This is a genomic window from Sphingobacterium sp. UBA6320, from assembly GCF_002440335.1.
Taxonomy (GTDB): domain Bacteria; phylum Bacteroidota; class Bacteroidia; order Sphingobacteriales; family Sphingobacteriaceae; genus Sphingobacterium.
Genome location: NZ_DJTA01000007.1, coordinates 10707 through 26143, shown reverse-complemented (window position 1 = coordinate 26143; position 15437 = coordinate 10707). Strand labels below are relative to the sequence as shown.

Here is a 15437-nt window from a genome sequence, read left to right as displayed (position 1 = left end):
AAAAACATCGCTTTTTTTATGGTAGTAGGATTAATTATGCCAATAATGACCAAGTTCCCCAAGGAATACGTGCCAAGATCAGAATTAAACCAAGAATGTAAAAAATCAAAACCGTTTTGTTAGCTTGCTTAGCATTAGTCAATTTTTTAGCTTTAATATAGCCAATCGAAATCAATACAATCGCAATAATCATTGTAAGCGGGTGCTCGATAATTTTAAAACGCATCGTAGGATCTTTCATAATAGAACCTGAAATCATGGATGGGTATTTGAGTACAAAGAACAAAATCAATCCAATTAATAATTGCATGTGAGAGGCAATAAAACCTAAAAGTGCAATTTTTCTATTGTACGGTTTGTTACCTGAGAAGTTGACAAAGGTAATGATGATTGAAACAATCAGAGCTAACAATAAGATTATTGCTAATGTAGAGTGTAAGTGTAACATAATTTCTTCTTTAATTAATTCTTTGAATACAAAAGTATAAAATAACTAACGCTTTTCGCCTATTTCTTTAAATTCAGATTTTTCTTTCCATTTCGGGAAAATATCCTCTTGGCTTAAGGTGTAACCAATATCAAAAAATAATCGGATATCGGCCAGCATCCCCTCAAAATTCCAGTCCGGAATCACCTCGTCATTTACGGCATGATACCGACCTTCCAAAGCTTTCTTTCGTTGCGCTATGATCGAAGTATCTTGCTCGATATAATCACTACCGCTGCCAGCATAAAGGGCAGGGACACCTACCTTAGCAAAATTAAAATGATCAGAACGATAAAAACCTCCAGAACTTGGATTTCCTTCAGCTTTGGTATAACGTCCAAATTTCAATGCAGACCGTTGGGCATAGTCATCCATCTCCGACTGTCCTTTTCCAACAATGGATATATCTTTTGTTGCTCCAGCAGCGCTAAAAGCATCCATATTGATATTAGCAACTGTTGTCTTTAACGGAAAAATAGGATTTCTAACATAATAGTCAGATCCCAGCAATCCATCTTCTTCGGATGTCACGGCCAAGAAGACAATAGAACGTTCAGGTGCTTTCTTGGCAGCTTTAAAAGCTTTTGCAATTTCAAATAAGGCAGCTACACCAGCAGCATTGTCAATAGCTCCGTTATAAATAGAATCTCCATGAACCGGTTCACCAATACCAAGGTGATCCCAATGTGCAGTATAAATAATATTTTCATCTTGACGGCTTTTACCTTCAAGTCTGGCTATGACATTATTTGACTTTGATCTTTTTATTTTATTGCTGACCTCGAAATTTGTTTTTACTCCTAATGGAACAGCTTTAAAGCCTCTTTTCTTAGCTTTTTCCAATAGCGAGTCATCATAGCCTGCTAGTTTAAAAAGCTTTGATGTACTTTCTGTAGATAACCAGCCTTCCACTTGTGCATATTGATTAGGATCGCCCACATGGTCTAAGTCCATCTGTGGAGCATTTCCCCAACCTGTACGGATGACATTCCAACCGTAACTAGCGGCCTTTGTCTGATGGATAATCATGACGCCTGCTGCACCTTGACGTGCCGCTTCTTCATACTTATAAGTCCATCTTCCATAATAGGTCATCGTATCACCTTTAAAAAGAGACTGATCATAATGTCCAGGATCGTTGACCATGACAACGACAGTTTTTCCCTTTACATCAAGATCTTGATAATCATTCCACTGATATTCTGGAGCAACAATACCAAATCCCACAAAAACCAATTCCGTATTTTTCAGTTCGACCTGTTCTTGGAGACGACGGCTTGTCACCACATAATCACTAAGGTTTTGTAAGGTAAGTTCATCTTGCGAAGATTTCAAAGAGAGGCTTACATTGGGAGTTGAGGTGATTTCCACCATCGGAACCTCCTGAAAGTAACTGTTGCCATTTCCAGGTTTTAGTCCTAGCTTTTTAAACTGATCCGCAATATAATTGGTCGCCAGAGTATCCCCCTTTGTAAAAGGTTTTCTCCCCATAAATTCATCCGACGATAGTTTGAGGACCGTCTGTTTATAGCTTTTTTCAGTAATGCTGCCGAGTGCTTTTTGATCAAGGATATTTTGTTTTTTTTGAGCCGATACAGGATGTAGCATGGCTAACAATGCTATACCGAGGGCAAGGTGTTTAAACTTATTTTTCATGTATATGTGCGATTTCAATAGGATAAATTTCTGCAATAGGGTGGAAAAGATAAAGTTTATTGCTGGTTAATTCCAGACATTTATAGCGCTTTCTTACCTTTTCTTGCTTTTGGAAGACACGTCCATTTTGTAGTTTAAAATGACTTTTATCCGGTAACATCTCCACTGTAAAAACTTGATCGGAGTGCTTGTCAAATTTTTTAAGCGTGCGAAAGAGATGAAGATCAGTACAACTGGAAGCTGCGGGGTTTTCCAAATATTGAGCGATTGCACGAGCAATTTCAGCTGGAAAAATTTGCAGCTTTAAGAAAGGGTTCATTAAATTTTGAAAATTAGTTTTCCATTCTTTTCCATGTGGTTTTACAGCATGTTTATGTTGCTGCCAAGTTTGCAGATGTGCAAACTCATGGATGGTGGTAATCAAAAAAGAATACGGATTGAGGTCATGATTGACCGATATACGATGCCCATCAGTACGAAAAGGTGCTCGGTAGTCGCCTAGTTTGGTACTGCGGGATTTGGATATTTTAAATAAGCAGCCAGTATCATTAATCCATCTAGAGATAATGGGCGCTGCCGCCTCCGGCATAAATTTACGCAATGTAGCACTGTAATCCTGCATAACACAAACATAACTTTTTTTATTATTAATGACCGTATGATGAAAGAAATTAAAAACGAAAAACCGTTGTATTCCTACAGCGGTTTTTCATTTTTTCTAATAGATGGTATTAGTAGATGCTCACCAATTTTTCTTTTGGATATTTCACAGAATACCCAAATCGTATTTTTTGAGTAGCGCCAGCAGGAATAGTTACATTCCATTTGAGTAGACCAGTTTCTTTTTCTACATCAGCTCCGCTATGATCATCCAAAGTGATTTCCATCGATTTATCTGTCGCGATTGGAATCTGATCTTGCAAGTTGAGGGTCACACTATTCTTTTTATTGTTTTTGATCGTAATTTCATAAACCAAGCTTTGCTTTTTACTACCACCTAAGATCTTGGTCTGAGATAGATCATTGATCTTATCGCGTTTAATACTGATCATTTTATCTCTTCCCATACTCAGCTTTAGGGTATCGGTCGCGTCATTCGGGTTGATGTAGGTTTTTCCGACCAACATATTTTCAAACATGACATTTGCGGTCCCGGGTAGAAGATTGAGTTTTTCATAATCCGTCAGTTCAGCCATCAAGTACACATTCGGATCAATACGTGGTATCGCAATATAACTGTAAGTTGCAGGATGTGTATACTCTTTTAAGGATACACTGTGGGGTTTGCCATTAGATGCAATATCGTATGGGATAGAAATATCAAATGTGGTATTCAGCTGATTCTCGTTTTGTTCGGTGTAACTGTTGATACTGCTCGTTCCGCGAATCCGTATGTTCTTCTGATCAGATACAGCAACTTCATTGAAGACCATGTTGTCAGCTTTGCTTTGAAGCATCATGGGACGCGATTGTGCCGGTTGATTATAATACAGTTGCCAAGGAGTTAAATTGGGTACAATACCATATTGAGCAGGATTGCCACTTGCTAATATAAGATGTACCTGTTTCCAATCGATTCCAGTTTCCTGGGTTACATTGGCTTTGTAAATGATTGCCAAAGGCGAAGAGGTATGAGCAGACCGGAGGTCGTAAGAAGCATTCCAGGATGCCTGCGAAGATGTGTAAGTAATGTCGAAAGGTTGGTTTCCAGCTTGATTGTTCATGACCTGTACGATAAGTTGTCCTCCAGAACCTGTTGTTTGCCCTTTTACCTCCTCCAATTGTACCTGAGCTTTGTTTACCAGATCTTGTTGCAGGAGTATTTGGTCATCCAAAGCCGTTATATTGCTTTTTACCTCAAGATATTTAGTCTTATAATAATCGGCCATCTTCGCAAGTTCAGCCACCGTTGTATTGCCATTTACTCCTGCTATTTTTTGATTACTCTCCAGCAGTTTCAAGATACTTTCTTCCGTGGCTTTTTGATTTTGAAAATTTGCCAATGTATGGGATTCCTTCTTAAAATAGTTTTCAGCTTTTACAAATGCATCGCTTTTAACATCAGCACCAATATAATTGACAGCTGACCGTACGGACATCACTGTTACGTGAGGAGAGCTTCCGATCTGAATACTGTTTTCATCTATACCATTGGCTATATGTGTAAATATAAGCTCACTCGTTCCTTTGGCTAGGTTTACGGTAGCATGATGATTAAGTTCAGCAGCATTCGTATAGAGCATAACCTCTCTTAAATCCGTCTTAATAATTTGGGGACTCTGTGCAAATAAACTGCCACTGATAATGACGCTACCAATCGCTAAGGTGATTTTTGTTATATTCATATTGTTCTTTTGATGATATACATTAAGATGCAGTACACTGCAAGATTGCATAAAAATTTATTTAGCGTCACTATGATGATCACATCACGATGTAGCAGATATAGCTTAACAGGTACAAGAATAGAAGTTATACGCTGCACTTTATTTTTTTTGGGATTTTTACTTTAAATATCCCTTAATAATTTGTTACAGTTTTTCTATTCTGTTACAGATAGCCTATTATCATAGATATATTGTAAATCAAGAAATTATAGATGGGTTATTGTTTCAATATCTCAAACAATGATTTGTTAATATACAACGTTTCTTTCCAGACTTTTTTTGAATATAATATACCTAGCTTTTCAAGACCTTTTAAGTATTTTGATGCGGTTATCCTTGAAACTCTCAGTCGTTCGACAACAAACTCAATTTTACTATATGGTTGCTCAAAAATTAGCTCCAGCAATTCCTTGTTATAAAGTTTGGGAGCTTCGGCTTTCACCTTTTCCTGTGTCAAAGTAAAGATGTTTTTTATTGAATCGATTTGTAAAATCGTCTGTTTTGATGTTTCCTCAACTGCATGTAATATGAAAAGAATCCATTCTTCCCATCGATCTTTTGTTCTTACTTCTTGAAGTAAGCAATAATAATCTGACTTATTTTTGATAATATAATCACTCAAATACAGTACTGGACTATCAAGGAGCCCATGTAAAATTAGATATAGCACGTTAAGGATACGACCTGTTCTGCCATTACCATCATAGAAAGGGTGGATACTTTCAAATTGATAATGTTGTATGGCTAACCTGATTAACGGTGAAATCTCATTTTCCTCATTCATGTAATCTTCTAGATTTTTCATCAGTAATAGGATCATTTCCTTATCATCTGGAGGTGTATAGATGACTTCTCCTGTTACAGAATTTTTTAATGATGTGCCAGGAAGCTTTCTCAATCCTGCATTGTTTTCTTCTAATATCTGTTGAATAGTGATAATTAAATTCGTATTTATGAAACCGCGTTCTTGTATATGCCTATAACCTTCTAAAATGGCTTCACGATAGCGAAGAACTTCTTTTGTAGATGAGTCTATTTGGCTTCCGTTGATTGAAAGTGCTTGATAAAGTTTATCATGTGTAGTAATTATATTTTCAATCTCAGAACTCGCTCGTGCCTCTTTTAGAATTACGGCATTCAATAAGATGGAGGGGTTTGGTAAAGTGTGAATTATTCCTTTCAGCTCTGCCAAAGCTATACCAGACTTTGCCACTTGTCTTAATATAGGTATTGTCTCAATCTTTGATTGTAGTACAGGTAAATGTGGTAGAGAATTATACGGTAAGTCTACATTTATTTCCATCATGCAAAGTTTTTATATATGAACGCAGTGTCATGTAAAGATAATTAATTTTATTTATCATGATAGGGTTCTCATGTATAATTTTTTACTATAAAACATATGTTTTATAATAGGTCACAGGATTAAGCATGATCTTTTCTGCGATCTGCAATGCTACTTCATTGTCATGACATATAGAAAATGATGTTTTTTTATAGAAGTTTTATTAATTACAAAATGCTTTATCAGTATAATTACTAACATTGGTAGGTTTTTAGCTACTTTATTTAGTAATTATGGTATTTTGTAATTACCTTAGTGCTTGGTAATTTGATAAAAAGCATTATTTCAGTTTACTATAGATGATTATATTCATTTATTTATAAATTATAATGCAATTCTTGATGTGGGTGCATAGGTGGATAATGGCTAAGCAATGCTGGTTAAAAAAAGGAATTGCTATCGAATAATTTTGTTATGATAAATAACGTAATTAAAACAAAATTATCTAAGTTTGATATAGAATCAAGATAAATCGAATACAAAATTCAATATATAAAAATTATTGTTTTCAACAGATGATCCATGTTATCCAAAAGACCATCAGAAGTTTAACAAGATAAATGTTAGTGAAAAAAAATATACAGCTAAAAAAGTATGCTCGCGAGATTAGATATTAAGAATTACGCTTTGATTGATGAATTATCCATCCAGTTTGATAAAGGATTGAATATGATCACCGGAGAAACTGGGGCAGGTAAATCCATTATCATGGGCGCCTTATCACTTATTTTAGGCAGTAGAATTGAAGGTAAATATTTTTTTACTCAAGATAAGAAATGTAGCATCGAAGGATTCTTTCAAATTGAAGCATATGATCTCAAAGACTTTTTTCACCAGCATGATTTGGACTATGAAGATGAAACCATTATAAGACGTGAAATTAGTGTTGATGGTAAATCGCGTGCATTTGTAAACGATTCTCCTGTGACGCTTGCTATCCTTAAAAGCTTAGGCGAGAAGCTGATTGATATTCATTCCCAACATGCCACATTGCAGATCAATACCGAAGATTTCCAATTTTTAGTGGTGGATAATGTCGCAAAATCTGCCGATTTAAAAAACAGCTACCTCACTTCATTCCTCACTTATAAAAAAGTGAAGAGTGAATTGAAAAAGATAAAAGATCTTGCCAAGCAAGCGCATATCGAGGCAGACTTCAATCAATTTCAATTTGATGAACTTCATCAAGCGAATCTATCGGAAGACGAACAGATGAGCTTAGAAACCGAACAACAGCAACTTGAAAACGCAGAGGAGATCAAAAGAGGCTTGTTAGGAGCGATGCATATCCTGGAAGAGCAGGAGCAGAATGTGGTGATTCAATTAAAAGAATCATTAGGACAATTGGAAACTGTAGCGCCTTATTTAACCGCTTTACCAGAACTTGCAAATCGCCTTAGAAGTGTATGGATCGAGGCTAAAGATATAGCAACAGAGATCGGATACTTGGAGCAAGGAACAAATTTGGATGAAGAGAAATTGTTACAGATCAACGAACGCTTAAGTTTAATATATAACCTACAGAAGAAGCATCATGTCGATACTGTTGAAGAACTCTTATCCATTCAAGAGGCTCTAGAGCAAAAATTATTAGATGTCAATACGCAAGATGAACGCATTCTTGCGCTAGAGAAAGAGTTAGCCGAATCGTATCAGCAAACAATTGAAAAGGGAAAATCCTTAACTGAAATCCGGAAAAAAGCCTTACCTACAATTGAGAAGCATGTGGTTTCTGTATTAGCAGAAGTCGGGATGCCAAATGCTAAATTGGAAGTGAAGTTGGAGGAATTGGGCGAAAATGAGTTGAAAGAAATTGGAATGAATAGCATCCAGTTTTTATTTTCAGCAAATAAAGGACAAGAGTTACAGGCAATTCATAAAGTTGCTTCAGGAGGAGAGCTCTCTAGGGTGATGCTTGCTATTAAGTCTTTGGTCGCAAAAAGTTCCGCTTTACCAACGATTATTTTTGATGAGATTGATACCGGTATTTCGGGTGAAGTAGCGCTCAAAGTTGGAGAGATCATGGAGCGTTTAGCGGTCAATATGCAAGTTATAGCCATATCCCACTTACCTCAGATTGCTTCAAAAGGTCAATCCCATTTCAAAGTATATAAAATCGATGAGGGTGATAAAACGAAATCTAATATTGTTTTGTTAAATCAAGAAGAGCGCATCAAAGAAATAGCACAAATGTTAAGCGGTATAAAACCTACTTCAGCAGCTTTGGCCCATGCAAAAGCATTGCTTAATATTGTAGAATAGCCTAAGGGAAGGATTAAAAAAAAGAAGCCTCTTTTTTTAAGAGGCTTCTTTTTTGGCTATAAATCCATCGCTGAATTAACCTTTGATAAGACAACTTTTAATTTAGCATTCGGAATTTTGTTAAGTAAATCAGTTCCTGAAGTATTTTCTGCATATACTGAAACTCTACCAACAGCATACTCGACTGAATAAGAAATACCTTCAAAAGAAGCTGGTAGGATATTATATGTTTTTTCACCATCAAAACTTATTGCAGCAGAAACATAACCATCTTGTAAGTAATAATTGGTCAAATCTGCAACTGGAACATCATAATAAGCATTCACATTTGTTTGCTTCCAATTACCAGTACTTAGGTTTGCAAAGTATGAATAACTATCACCGTAAACATTCTCCTCCGTAATGTACTCTTTCGTGCAAGAACTAAGTGAAGTTAAGGTTGCACCACCTATTAATAGGGCTAATAAAATTCTTTTCATATCTGTAATTATTTTGTTTCGTATTTATAAGACTGCTGGTCACTAAAAAAGTTTAACATTCTATTAACACTTCTAACAAAAAATGCACCATTATGGTGCATTTTTATAAATTAATAAAATTCTATTATTCTTCTTTCTTGTCTGCAGGTTCAATCGGTGTTTCTGATCGGTCTGCAACCACTTGTATTTCTTTTGTTTCAGCGTTTAAATCAACTTTTAAACGATCGCCAGCTTTGATATCGCCTTTTAAGATTTCCTCTGCAATTGGATCTTCTAAATATTTTTGAATTGCTCGTTTTAATGGACGGGCTCCAAAATTAGTGTCGTATCCTTTTTCTGCAATAAACTCTTTAGCAGCAACAGTCAAATCAATGGTATAACCTAAATCTGTAATTCTACCGAATAGAGATCTCAATTCAATATCAATGATTTTGAAAATATTCTCTTTGGATAATGAATTGAAAACAATCACATCATCAATACGATTTAAGAACTCAGGAGCAAAGGCACGTTTTAAAGCCGTTTCAATAACCGATCTCGAATGAGAATCTGTTTGAGTTGTTTTTGCCGCAGTGGTAAAACCAACACCTTGACCGAACTCCTTCAACTGGCGAGCTCCAATATTTGAAGTCATAATGATGATCGTATTTCTAAAATCAACTTTACGACCTAAGCTATCTGTCAATTGTCCTTCATCCAATACCTGCAACAATAAGTTGAAAACATCAGGATGTGCTTTTTCAATCTCATCCAATAAGATGACCGCATAAGGTTTACGACGAACTTTTTCTGTCAGTTGACCACCTTCTTCATAACCAACATATCCTGGAGGCGCTCCCACTAAACGTGATATCGCAAATTTCTCCATGTACTCACTCATGTCGATCTGGATCAATGCATCTTCAGAATCAAACATAAAACGTGCTAGTTCTTTCGCTAACTCCGTTTTACCAACACCTGTTGGACCGAGGAAGATAAATGAACCAATAGGTTTTTTCGGATCTTTTAAACCCGCACGAGTACGTTGGATAGCTTTTACTAACTTTTGCACCGCGTCGTCCTGTCCGATGATTCTATTTTTCATCAACTCACCCATATTCAGTAGCTTTTGGCTATCTGTTTGGCTAACACGTTGAACAGGAATCCCTGTCATCATCGAGACAACTTCTGCTACATTATCTTCACTAACGACATACCGCTTCGCTTTGGTTTCTTCTTCCCATGCGATCTTCTCACGGTCAAGTTCCTCCAAAAGTTTTTTCTCAGTATCCCTTAGTTTAGCAGCCTCTTCATATTTTTGGCTACGAACCACACGATTTTTCTCTAATTTGATTTCTTCGATTTTCTCTTCAATATCAATAATCGTTTGCGGAACATGAATGTTCGTCAAATGCACACGCGATCCTGCCTCATCCAAAGCATCAATCGCTTTGTCTGGTAAGAAACGGTCCGTAATATAACGAGTCGTTAAGCTTACACAAGCTTCAATCGCTTCAGGAGTGTAGTTGACATTATGGTGTTCCTCGTACTTTTCTTTAATACGATTTAAAATCTCAATCGTCTCATCATGCGTAGCAGGTTCGATAGTCACACGTTGAAAACGACGGTCTAATGCTCCATCTTTTTCAATGTACTGACGATATTCATCCAATGTTGTAGCACCGATACATTGAATCTCACCTCTTGCTAATGCAGGTTTGAACATGTTAGATGCATCTAATGAACCCGAAGCTCCACCAGCACCTACAATGGTATGAATCTCATCGATGAATAAAATCACATCTGGAGATTTCTCCAACTCGTTCATCACAGCTTTCATACGCTCTTCAAACTGACCGCGGTACTTGGTACCCGCCACTAAAGAGGCTAAGTCAAGCGTAACAACACGTTTGTTGAACAACACACGTGATACCTTACGTTGTACGATACGCAATGCCAATCCTTCTGCAATAGCAGATTTACCAACACCAGGCTCACCGATCAACAACGGATTGTTTTTCTTACGGCGTGATAAGATTTGAGAAACACGTTCTATTTCTTTTTCACGACCCACTATCGGATCCAGACGACCTTCTTCTGCAGCCTTTGTTAAGTCACGACCAAAGTTGTCCAAAACCGGAGTTTTAGACTTGATGTCAGAAACCTTTTTAGGTTGGATGAATTGCTCTTCTTCAGGATAATCGTCATCACCAGTTGACGAGCCTGGAGCTTCATCACGAATTGTAGTCTTATTCTGTTCTACTTCCGCTTTGAAAATATCATAACTCACTTGATATTGCTGTAATATTTGAGATGCGATATTATCCTCATCTCTCAATATAGCTAATAGCAAATGCTCCGTTCCTATAATTTCACTTTTAAAAATTTTAGCTTCTAAATATGTGATTTTAAGTACTTTTTCTGCTTGTTTAGTAAGTGGCATATTGCCAATAGGGGTGCGAGATACAGCTGAGCTTTTCACGGCTTCCTCTACAGACTGTCGTAAAGCTGCAGTGTCAATCCCGATATTTCTCAAGATCTTGATTGCCATGCCATCACCTTCACGAATCAAACCTAACAACAAATGTTCTGTGCCAATATAATCGTGACGCAACCTCAAAGCCTCTTCTCTACTGTACGATATGACATCTTTTACGCGCGGTGAAAATTTTGCTTCCATGTAATTTACCTTTCTTTTAATGACCAAGAATGATATAAATGTAATAAATTTACTTTATCAATCCTTAATATTTTAGTAATATTTATCAACAATTAAGCCATGCTATTAAATCGATCAAAATGTCAGTATAAAAGTTTACATTTGTGTGTATTTATTGTCCAAATAAAGTATAATTGATTAGTATGTCAGACGAAAAAATAATCTTTTCAATGGCGGGTGTCAACAAAATTTACCCTCCTCAAAAACAAGTTTTAAAAAATATTTACCTTTCTTTTTTCTACGGTGCAAAGATTGGCGTAATCGGTCTTAACGGTTCTGGAAAATCTTCATTATTAAAAATCATTGCCGGTTTAGATAAATCTTTTCAAGGTGAAGTGGTATTCTCTCCAGGTTATTCTGTAGGCTATTTAGCCCAAGAACCTATTTTGGATCCCGAAAAAACAGTGCTTGAAATCGTTCAAGAAGGTGTTGCAGAAATAACCGCTATTTTAAAAGAGTACGAAGAAATAAACGAAAAATTTGGCTTACCTGAAGTGTATGAAAATGCAGATGAGATGGATAAGCTATTAAGTAGACAAGGTGAGCTTCAAGATATTATTGATGCCACAAATGCTTGGGAAATTGATTCAAAATTGGAGCGTGCAATGGATGCTTTACGTTGTCCAGAGCCTGATGCTAAGATTGCCAATTTGTCAGGAGGTGAGCGTCGCCGTGTAGCAATGTGTCGCCTTTTACTGCAAGAACCTGATGTTTTATTGCTGGATGAGCCTACCAATCACTTGGATGCCGAGTCTATTGACTGGCTAGAACAACATTTAAAACAATATAAAGGAACGGTCATTGCTGTGACCCACGATCGTTACTTCTTAGATAATGTGGCTGGATGGATTTTAGAACTGGATCGTGGTGAAGGTCTGCCTTGGAAAGGAAACTACTCTTCTTGGTTAGATCAAAAATCTAAACGCCTAGCGCAAGAGGAAAAAACTGAATCAAAACGTCAAAAGACTTTAGAACGTGAATTGGAGTGGGTGCGTATGGCTCCTAAAGCGAGACATGCCAAATCCAAAGCACGTCTTCATAATTACGAGAAATTAGCCTCAGAGGAAACAAAAGACCGTGAAGAGAAATTAGAACTATTTATCCCGCCAGGACCGCGTTTAGGCAATGTCGTGATTGAAGCAGATAACATCTCAAAATCTTACGGAGATCGTATTTTATTTGAAAATTTAAGTTTCTCTCTTCCTCCTGCCGGTATTGTCGGTATCATTGGTCCCAATGGAGCTGGAAAGACTACCTTATTCCGCTTGATTACAGGCCAAGAACAACCGGATACAGGTACTTTCAAAGTAGGTGAAACTGTTGTGCTTGGTTATGTCGATCAAAATCATGATGATTTGGATCCTGAGAAATCGGTATGGGAAAATATTACAGATGGTAATGAAAACATCATGCTCGGCAATCGTTCTTCCAACTCTAGAGCCTACGTGTCCAAATTTAACTTTAACGGGGCCGACCAACAAAAGAAAGTAGGTGTATTGTCTGGTGGGGAACGTAACCGCGTGCACTTAGCGATTACCTTAAAGAAGAGTTCAAATGTGCTTCTTCTGGATGAGCCTACCAATGATATCGATGTGAATACGCTACGTGCTTTGGAAGAAGGTTTAGAGAATTTTGGAGGTTGTGCGGTAGTCATCTCCCACGATAGATGGTTCCTAGATCGTATTTGTACCCATATATTGGCATTCGAAGGTGATTCTCAGGTTTATTTCTTTGAAGGTAACTATTCGGAGTACGAGGAAAATAGAAAGAAAAGAATTGGTGATGTCACGCCACATCGTCTTAAATATAAAAAATTAGTCAAGTAGTTCATGGAAAGCGCGAAGCTTTTAGAAGCAATTATTGATCATGCAATCGATGGAATTATTACCATCGATAATCGGGGATTGATTGAATCTATTAATCCAGCGGCATGTAACTTATTTGGTTATAGTGAAGAAGAAGTCATCGGCAATAATGTTTCGATATTAATGCCCGAGCCAGATCAGAGTCTCCACGATAGCTATATCGATAATTATAAAAGAACAGGGCATAAAAAGATCATCGGAATAGGAAGGGAGGTTCTAGGCAGAAAGAAAGATGGAACCACCTTTCCTTTTCGTTTAGCTGTAAGCGAAGTCTGGTATAAAAATAGAAATATCTTCACAGGCTTTATCCATGATATTACAAGAGAGAAAGCTGCGGAAAACCGGTTGAAGAAACATGCAGTCGAGCTAGAACAAAAGGTAAGTGAAAGAACGAAAGACCTGATCATGCTGGTATCGGAATTGGAGAAAACAAAGGCCGAAGTTTCAAAATCTTTAGAAAAAGAAAAGGAATTGGGGCAGTTGAAATCACGATTCGTTTCTATGGCTTCACACGAATTTAGAACACCATTGAGCTCGGTACAACTATCGGCATCACTGATCGATAAATATCTCGAAAAACCTGATTTTGCAAGTGTCATGAAACATACAAGTAAAATCAAAAATTCGGTGCAACTGCTCACCAGTATATTAAATGACTTTTTATCGCTGGAAAAATTAGAAGCAGGTGTTGTTACGGTCAATAAACAGATGATCAATGTCGTTGAGCTTGCTGAAGAAATTACTGAAGAGATGCAGTTGATCTGTAAGAAAAATCAACATATCGTCTACCAACACACAGGAGAGGTCGGTGTATTTTTGATGGATGCTAATTTGTTGAAGAATGCAGTTGTAAATTTGATTTCAAATGCAATAAAATATTCTGGAGAGGATACATTCATCGAATTTAATACCATCATTGAAGGAGACTCCTGTATCATAACAGTTCGCGATAACGGTATAGGTATTCCAGAGGAAGAACAAAAGAACCTCTTTGAACCATTCTTTAGAGCGCATAATACAGGAAATATTCCAGGTACTGGTCTTGGATTGAATATTGTAAAACGTTATGTGCATCTGATGGATGGAGTGATGGAATATAAATCGGCATTGAATGAAGGAACTTTTTTAAAGATGGTATTTACTCAAAATAAATAATTGGAGGTGGAAAAGAAAACAATACTTATCATAGAGGATAATACAGATATAAGGGAAGGAACAGCAGAGATTCTCGAGTTAACTGGGCGCTATGATGTGCTTTCTGCAGAAAATGGTCGGATTGGTGTCGACCTAGCAATGGCTCATTTACCCGATTTGATCCTATGCGATATCATGATGCCTGAACTGGATGGATATGGGGTTTTGTATATTTTAAGCAGACATGAAGAGACGGCTCATATTCCGTTTATTTTCCTGACAGCAAAAGCAGAGCGTTCGGATATGCGCAAAGCAATGGAGCTTGGGGCAGATGACTATTTAACAAAACCTTTCGATGATGTTGAACTATTGAATGCCATTGATGTACGTTTTAAAAAAAGAGGACAGATCGGAGAAGCAATAGCCATTAAAAACTCATTGTATTTAAGTCCTGAAGAACAAGATTTTCTATTAAAAGAACTTATTGAAAAATCTCGTGTCAAAGTATTTAAAAAAAAGCAATCCATTTACGAAGAGGGAGATTCTCCGGTATTTGTCTATTTTGTGCTGAGTGGACAAGTCAGAAGTTTTTTATGTTATACAGATGGACGCGAGCTCTCCACAGACATGCAATCTGCAGGTGCTTATCTGGGGTACGAAGCCATGTTGCTGAATGAAAAATATTCGGACAATGTGCAGGCAATAGAAAAAACTGAGATTGCGCTAATCACCAAAGAAGATTTCTTTGAATTGCTGTATCGAAAACCTTTGATCGCGGGTAAATTCATTAAACTGTTGACAGGCAATATCAGAGAAAAAGAAGAACAATTGCTGGCATTCGCTTACGATACCGTTCGTAAAAGAATTGCCAATGCGCTCGTTAGTATTGCTGAAAAAACGGTTGATACATCTGTCAAAGACGAATGTGTGATTCAAATATCAAGAGAGGGAATTGCAACAATTGCTGGCACGGCAAACGAAACAATCTCAAGAGTATTAGCTGATTTCCGAGATGAAAATTTAATCGCAAAGGAGAAGAGTGCGATACGTATTTTCTCTATTAATAACCTGCGAAAAGTTAAGCAATAACATTCCTGTTGTTTTCTTAATAAATAAGGGCTGAA

General features: G+C 37.0%; 11 protein-coding genes. 4 read left to right on the top strand and 7 right to left on the bottom strand.

Features of this window, described 5'->3' with window-relative positions; genetic code table 11:
- Positions 1 to 34: 34 nt before the first annotated feature.
- The 5 genes from B3P23_RS03010 to B3P23_RS02990 all read right to left on the bottom strand — a co-directional run bounded on the left by B3P23_RS03010 (position 35) and on the right by B3P23_RS02990 (position 5836).
- Positions 35 to 448, bottom strand: a complete 414-nt coding sequence (locus B3P23_RS03010) for a hypothetical protein (RefSeq protein WP_108160683.1) — start codon at positions 446 to 448, stop codon at positions 35 to 37.
- Positions 449 to 493: 45 nt separating this feature from the next.
- The gene (locus B3P23_RS03005; RefSeq protein ID WP_293924415.1) at positions 494 to 2143 is read right to left on the bottom strand and encodes a M28 family metallopeptidase; all 1650 of its coding nucleotides are present in this window, start codon (positions 2141 to 2143) and stop codon (positions 494 to 496) included.
- Entirely contained in the window at positions 2133 to 2765 is a 633-nt protein-coding gene (locus B3P23_RS03000; protein WP_293924413.1) for a SprT-like domain-containing protein, read from the bottom strand. Before B3P23_RS03000 ends, B3P23_RS03005 begins: the two co-directional genes overlap by 11 nt.
- A 109-nt stretch (positions 2766 to 2874) precedes the next feature.
- Positions 2875 to 4488, bottom strand: coding sequence for a DUF4139 domain-containing protein (locus B3P23_RS02995; protein WP_293924411.1), 1614 nt, complete (start codon positions 4486 to 4488; stop codon positions 2875 to 2877).
- A gap of 259 nt (positions 4489 to 4747) precedes the next feature.
- Positions 4748 to 5836, bottom strand: coding sequence for a Fic family protein (locus B3P23_RS02990; protein ID WP_045754324.1), 1089 nt, complete (start codon positions 5834 to 5836; stop codon positions 4748 to 4750).
- A gap of 633 nt (positions 5837 to 6469) precedes the next feature.
- On the opposite strand from B3P23_RS02990, the gene recN reads away from it, so the two are divergent.
- Positions 6470 to 8137, top strand: coding sequence for a DNA repair protein RecN (gene recN / locus B3P23_RS02985; RefSeq protein ID WP_293924409.1), 1668 nt, complete (start codon positions 6470 to 6472; stop codon positions 8135 to 8137).
- Between the two features lie 56 nt (positions 8138 to 8193).
- On the opposite strand, the gene B3P23_RS02980 is transcribed toward recN, so the two are convergent.
- Positions 8194 to 8616, bottom strand: coding sequence for a hypothetical protein (locus B3P23_RS02980; RefSeq protein WP_260946692.1), 423 nt, complete (start codon positions 8614 to 8616; stop codon positions 8194 to 8196).
- Between the two features lie 124 nt (positions 8617 to 8740).
- Positions 8741 to 11275, bottom strand: coding sequence for an ATP-dependent Clp protease ATP-binding subunit (locus B3P23_RS02975; RefSeq protein ID WP_094772994.1), 2535 nt, complete (start codon positions 11273 to 11275; stop codon positions 8741 to 8743).
- A gap of 182 nt (positions 11276 to 11457) precedes the next feature.
- Here B3P23_RS02975 and ettA point away from each other — a divergent pair, with 182 nt between their 5' ends.
- Genes ettA through B3P23_RS02960 form a run of 3 tightly spaced genes read left to right on the top strand, consistent with a single transcriptional unit; the run spans position 11458 to position 15402 of the window.
- Positions 11458 to 13140, top strand: coding sequence for an energy-dependent translational throttle protein EttA (gene ettA / locus B3P23_RS02970; protein ID WP_094772993.1), 1683 nt, complete (start codon positions 11458 to 11460; stop codon positions 13138 to 13140).
- 3 nt (positions 13141 to 13143) lie between these two features.
- Positions 13144 to 14334, top strand: coding sequence for a PAS domain-containing sensor histidine kinase (locus B3P23_RS02965; RefSeq protein WP_293924407.1), 1191 nt, complete (start codon positions 13144 to 13146; stop codon positions 14332 to 14334).
- 6 nt (positions 14335 to 14340) lie between these two features.
- Positions 14341 to 15402, top strand: a complete 1062-nt coding sequence (locus tag B3P23_RS02960; RefSeq protein WP_045755389.1) for a response regulator — start codon at positions 14341 to 14343, stop codon at positions 15400 to 15402.
- Positions 15403 to 15437: the final 35 nt, after the last annotated feature.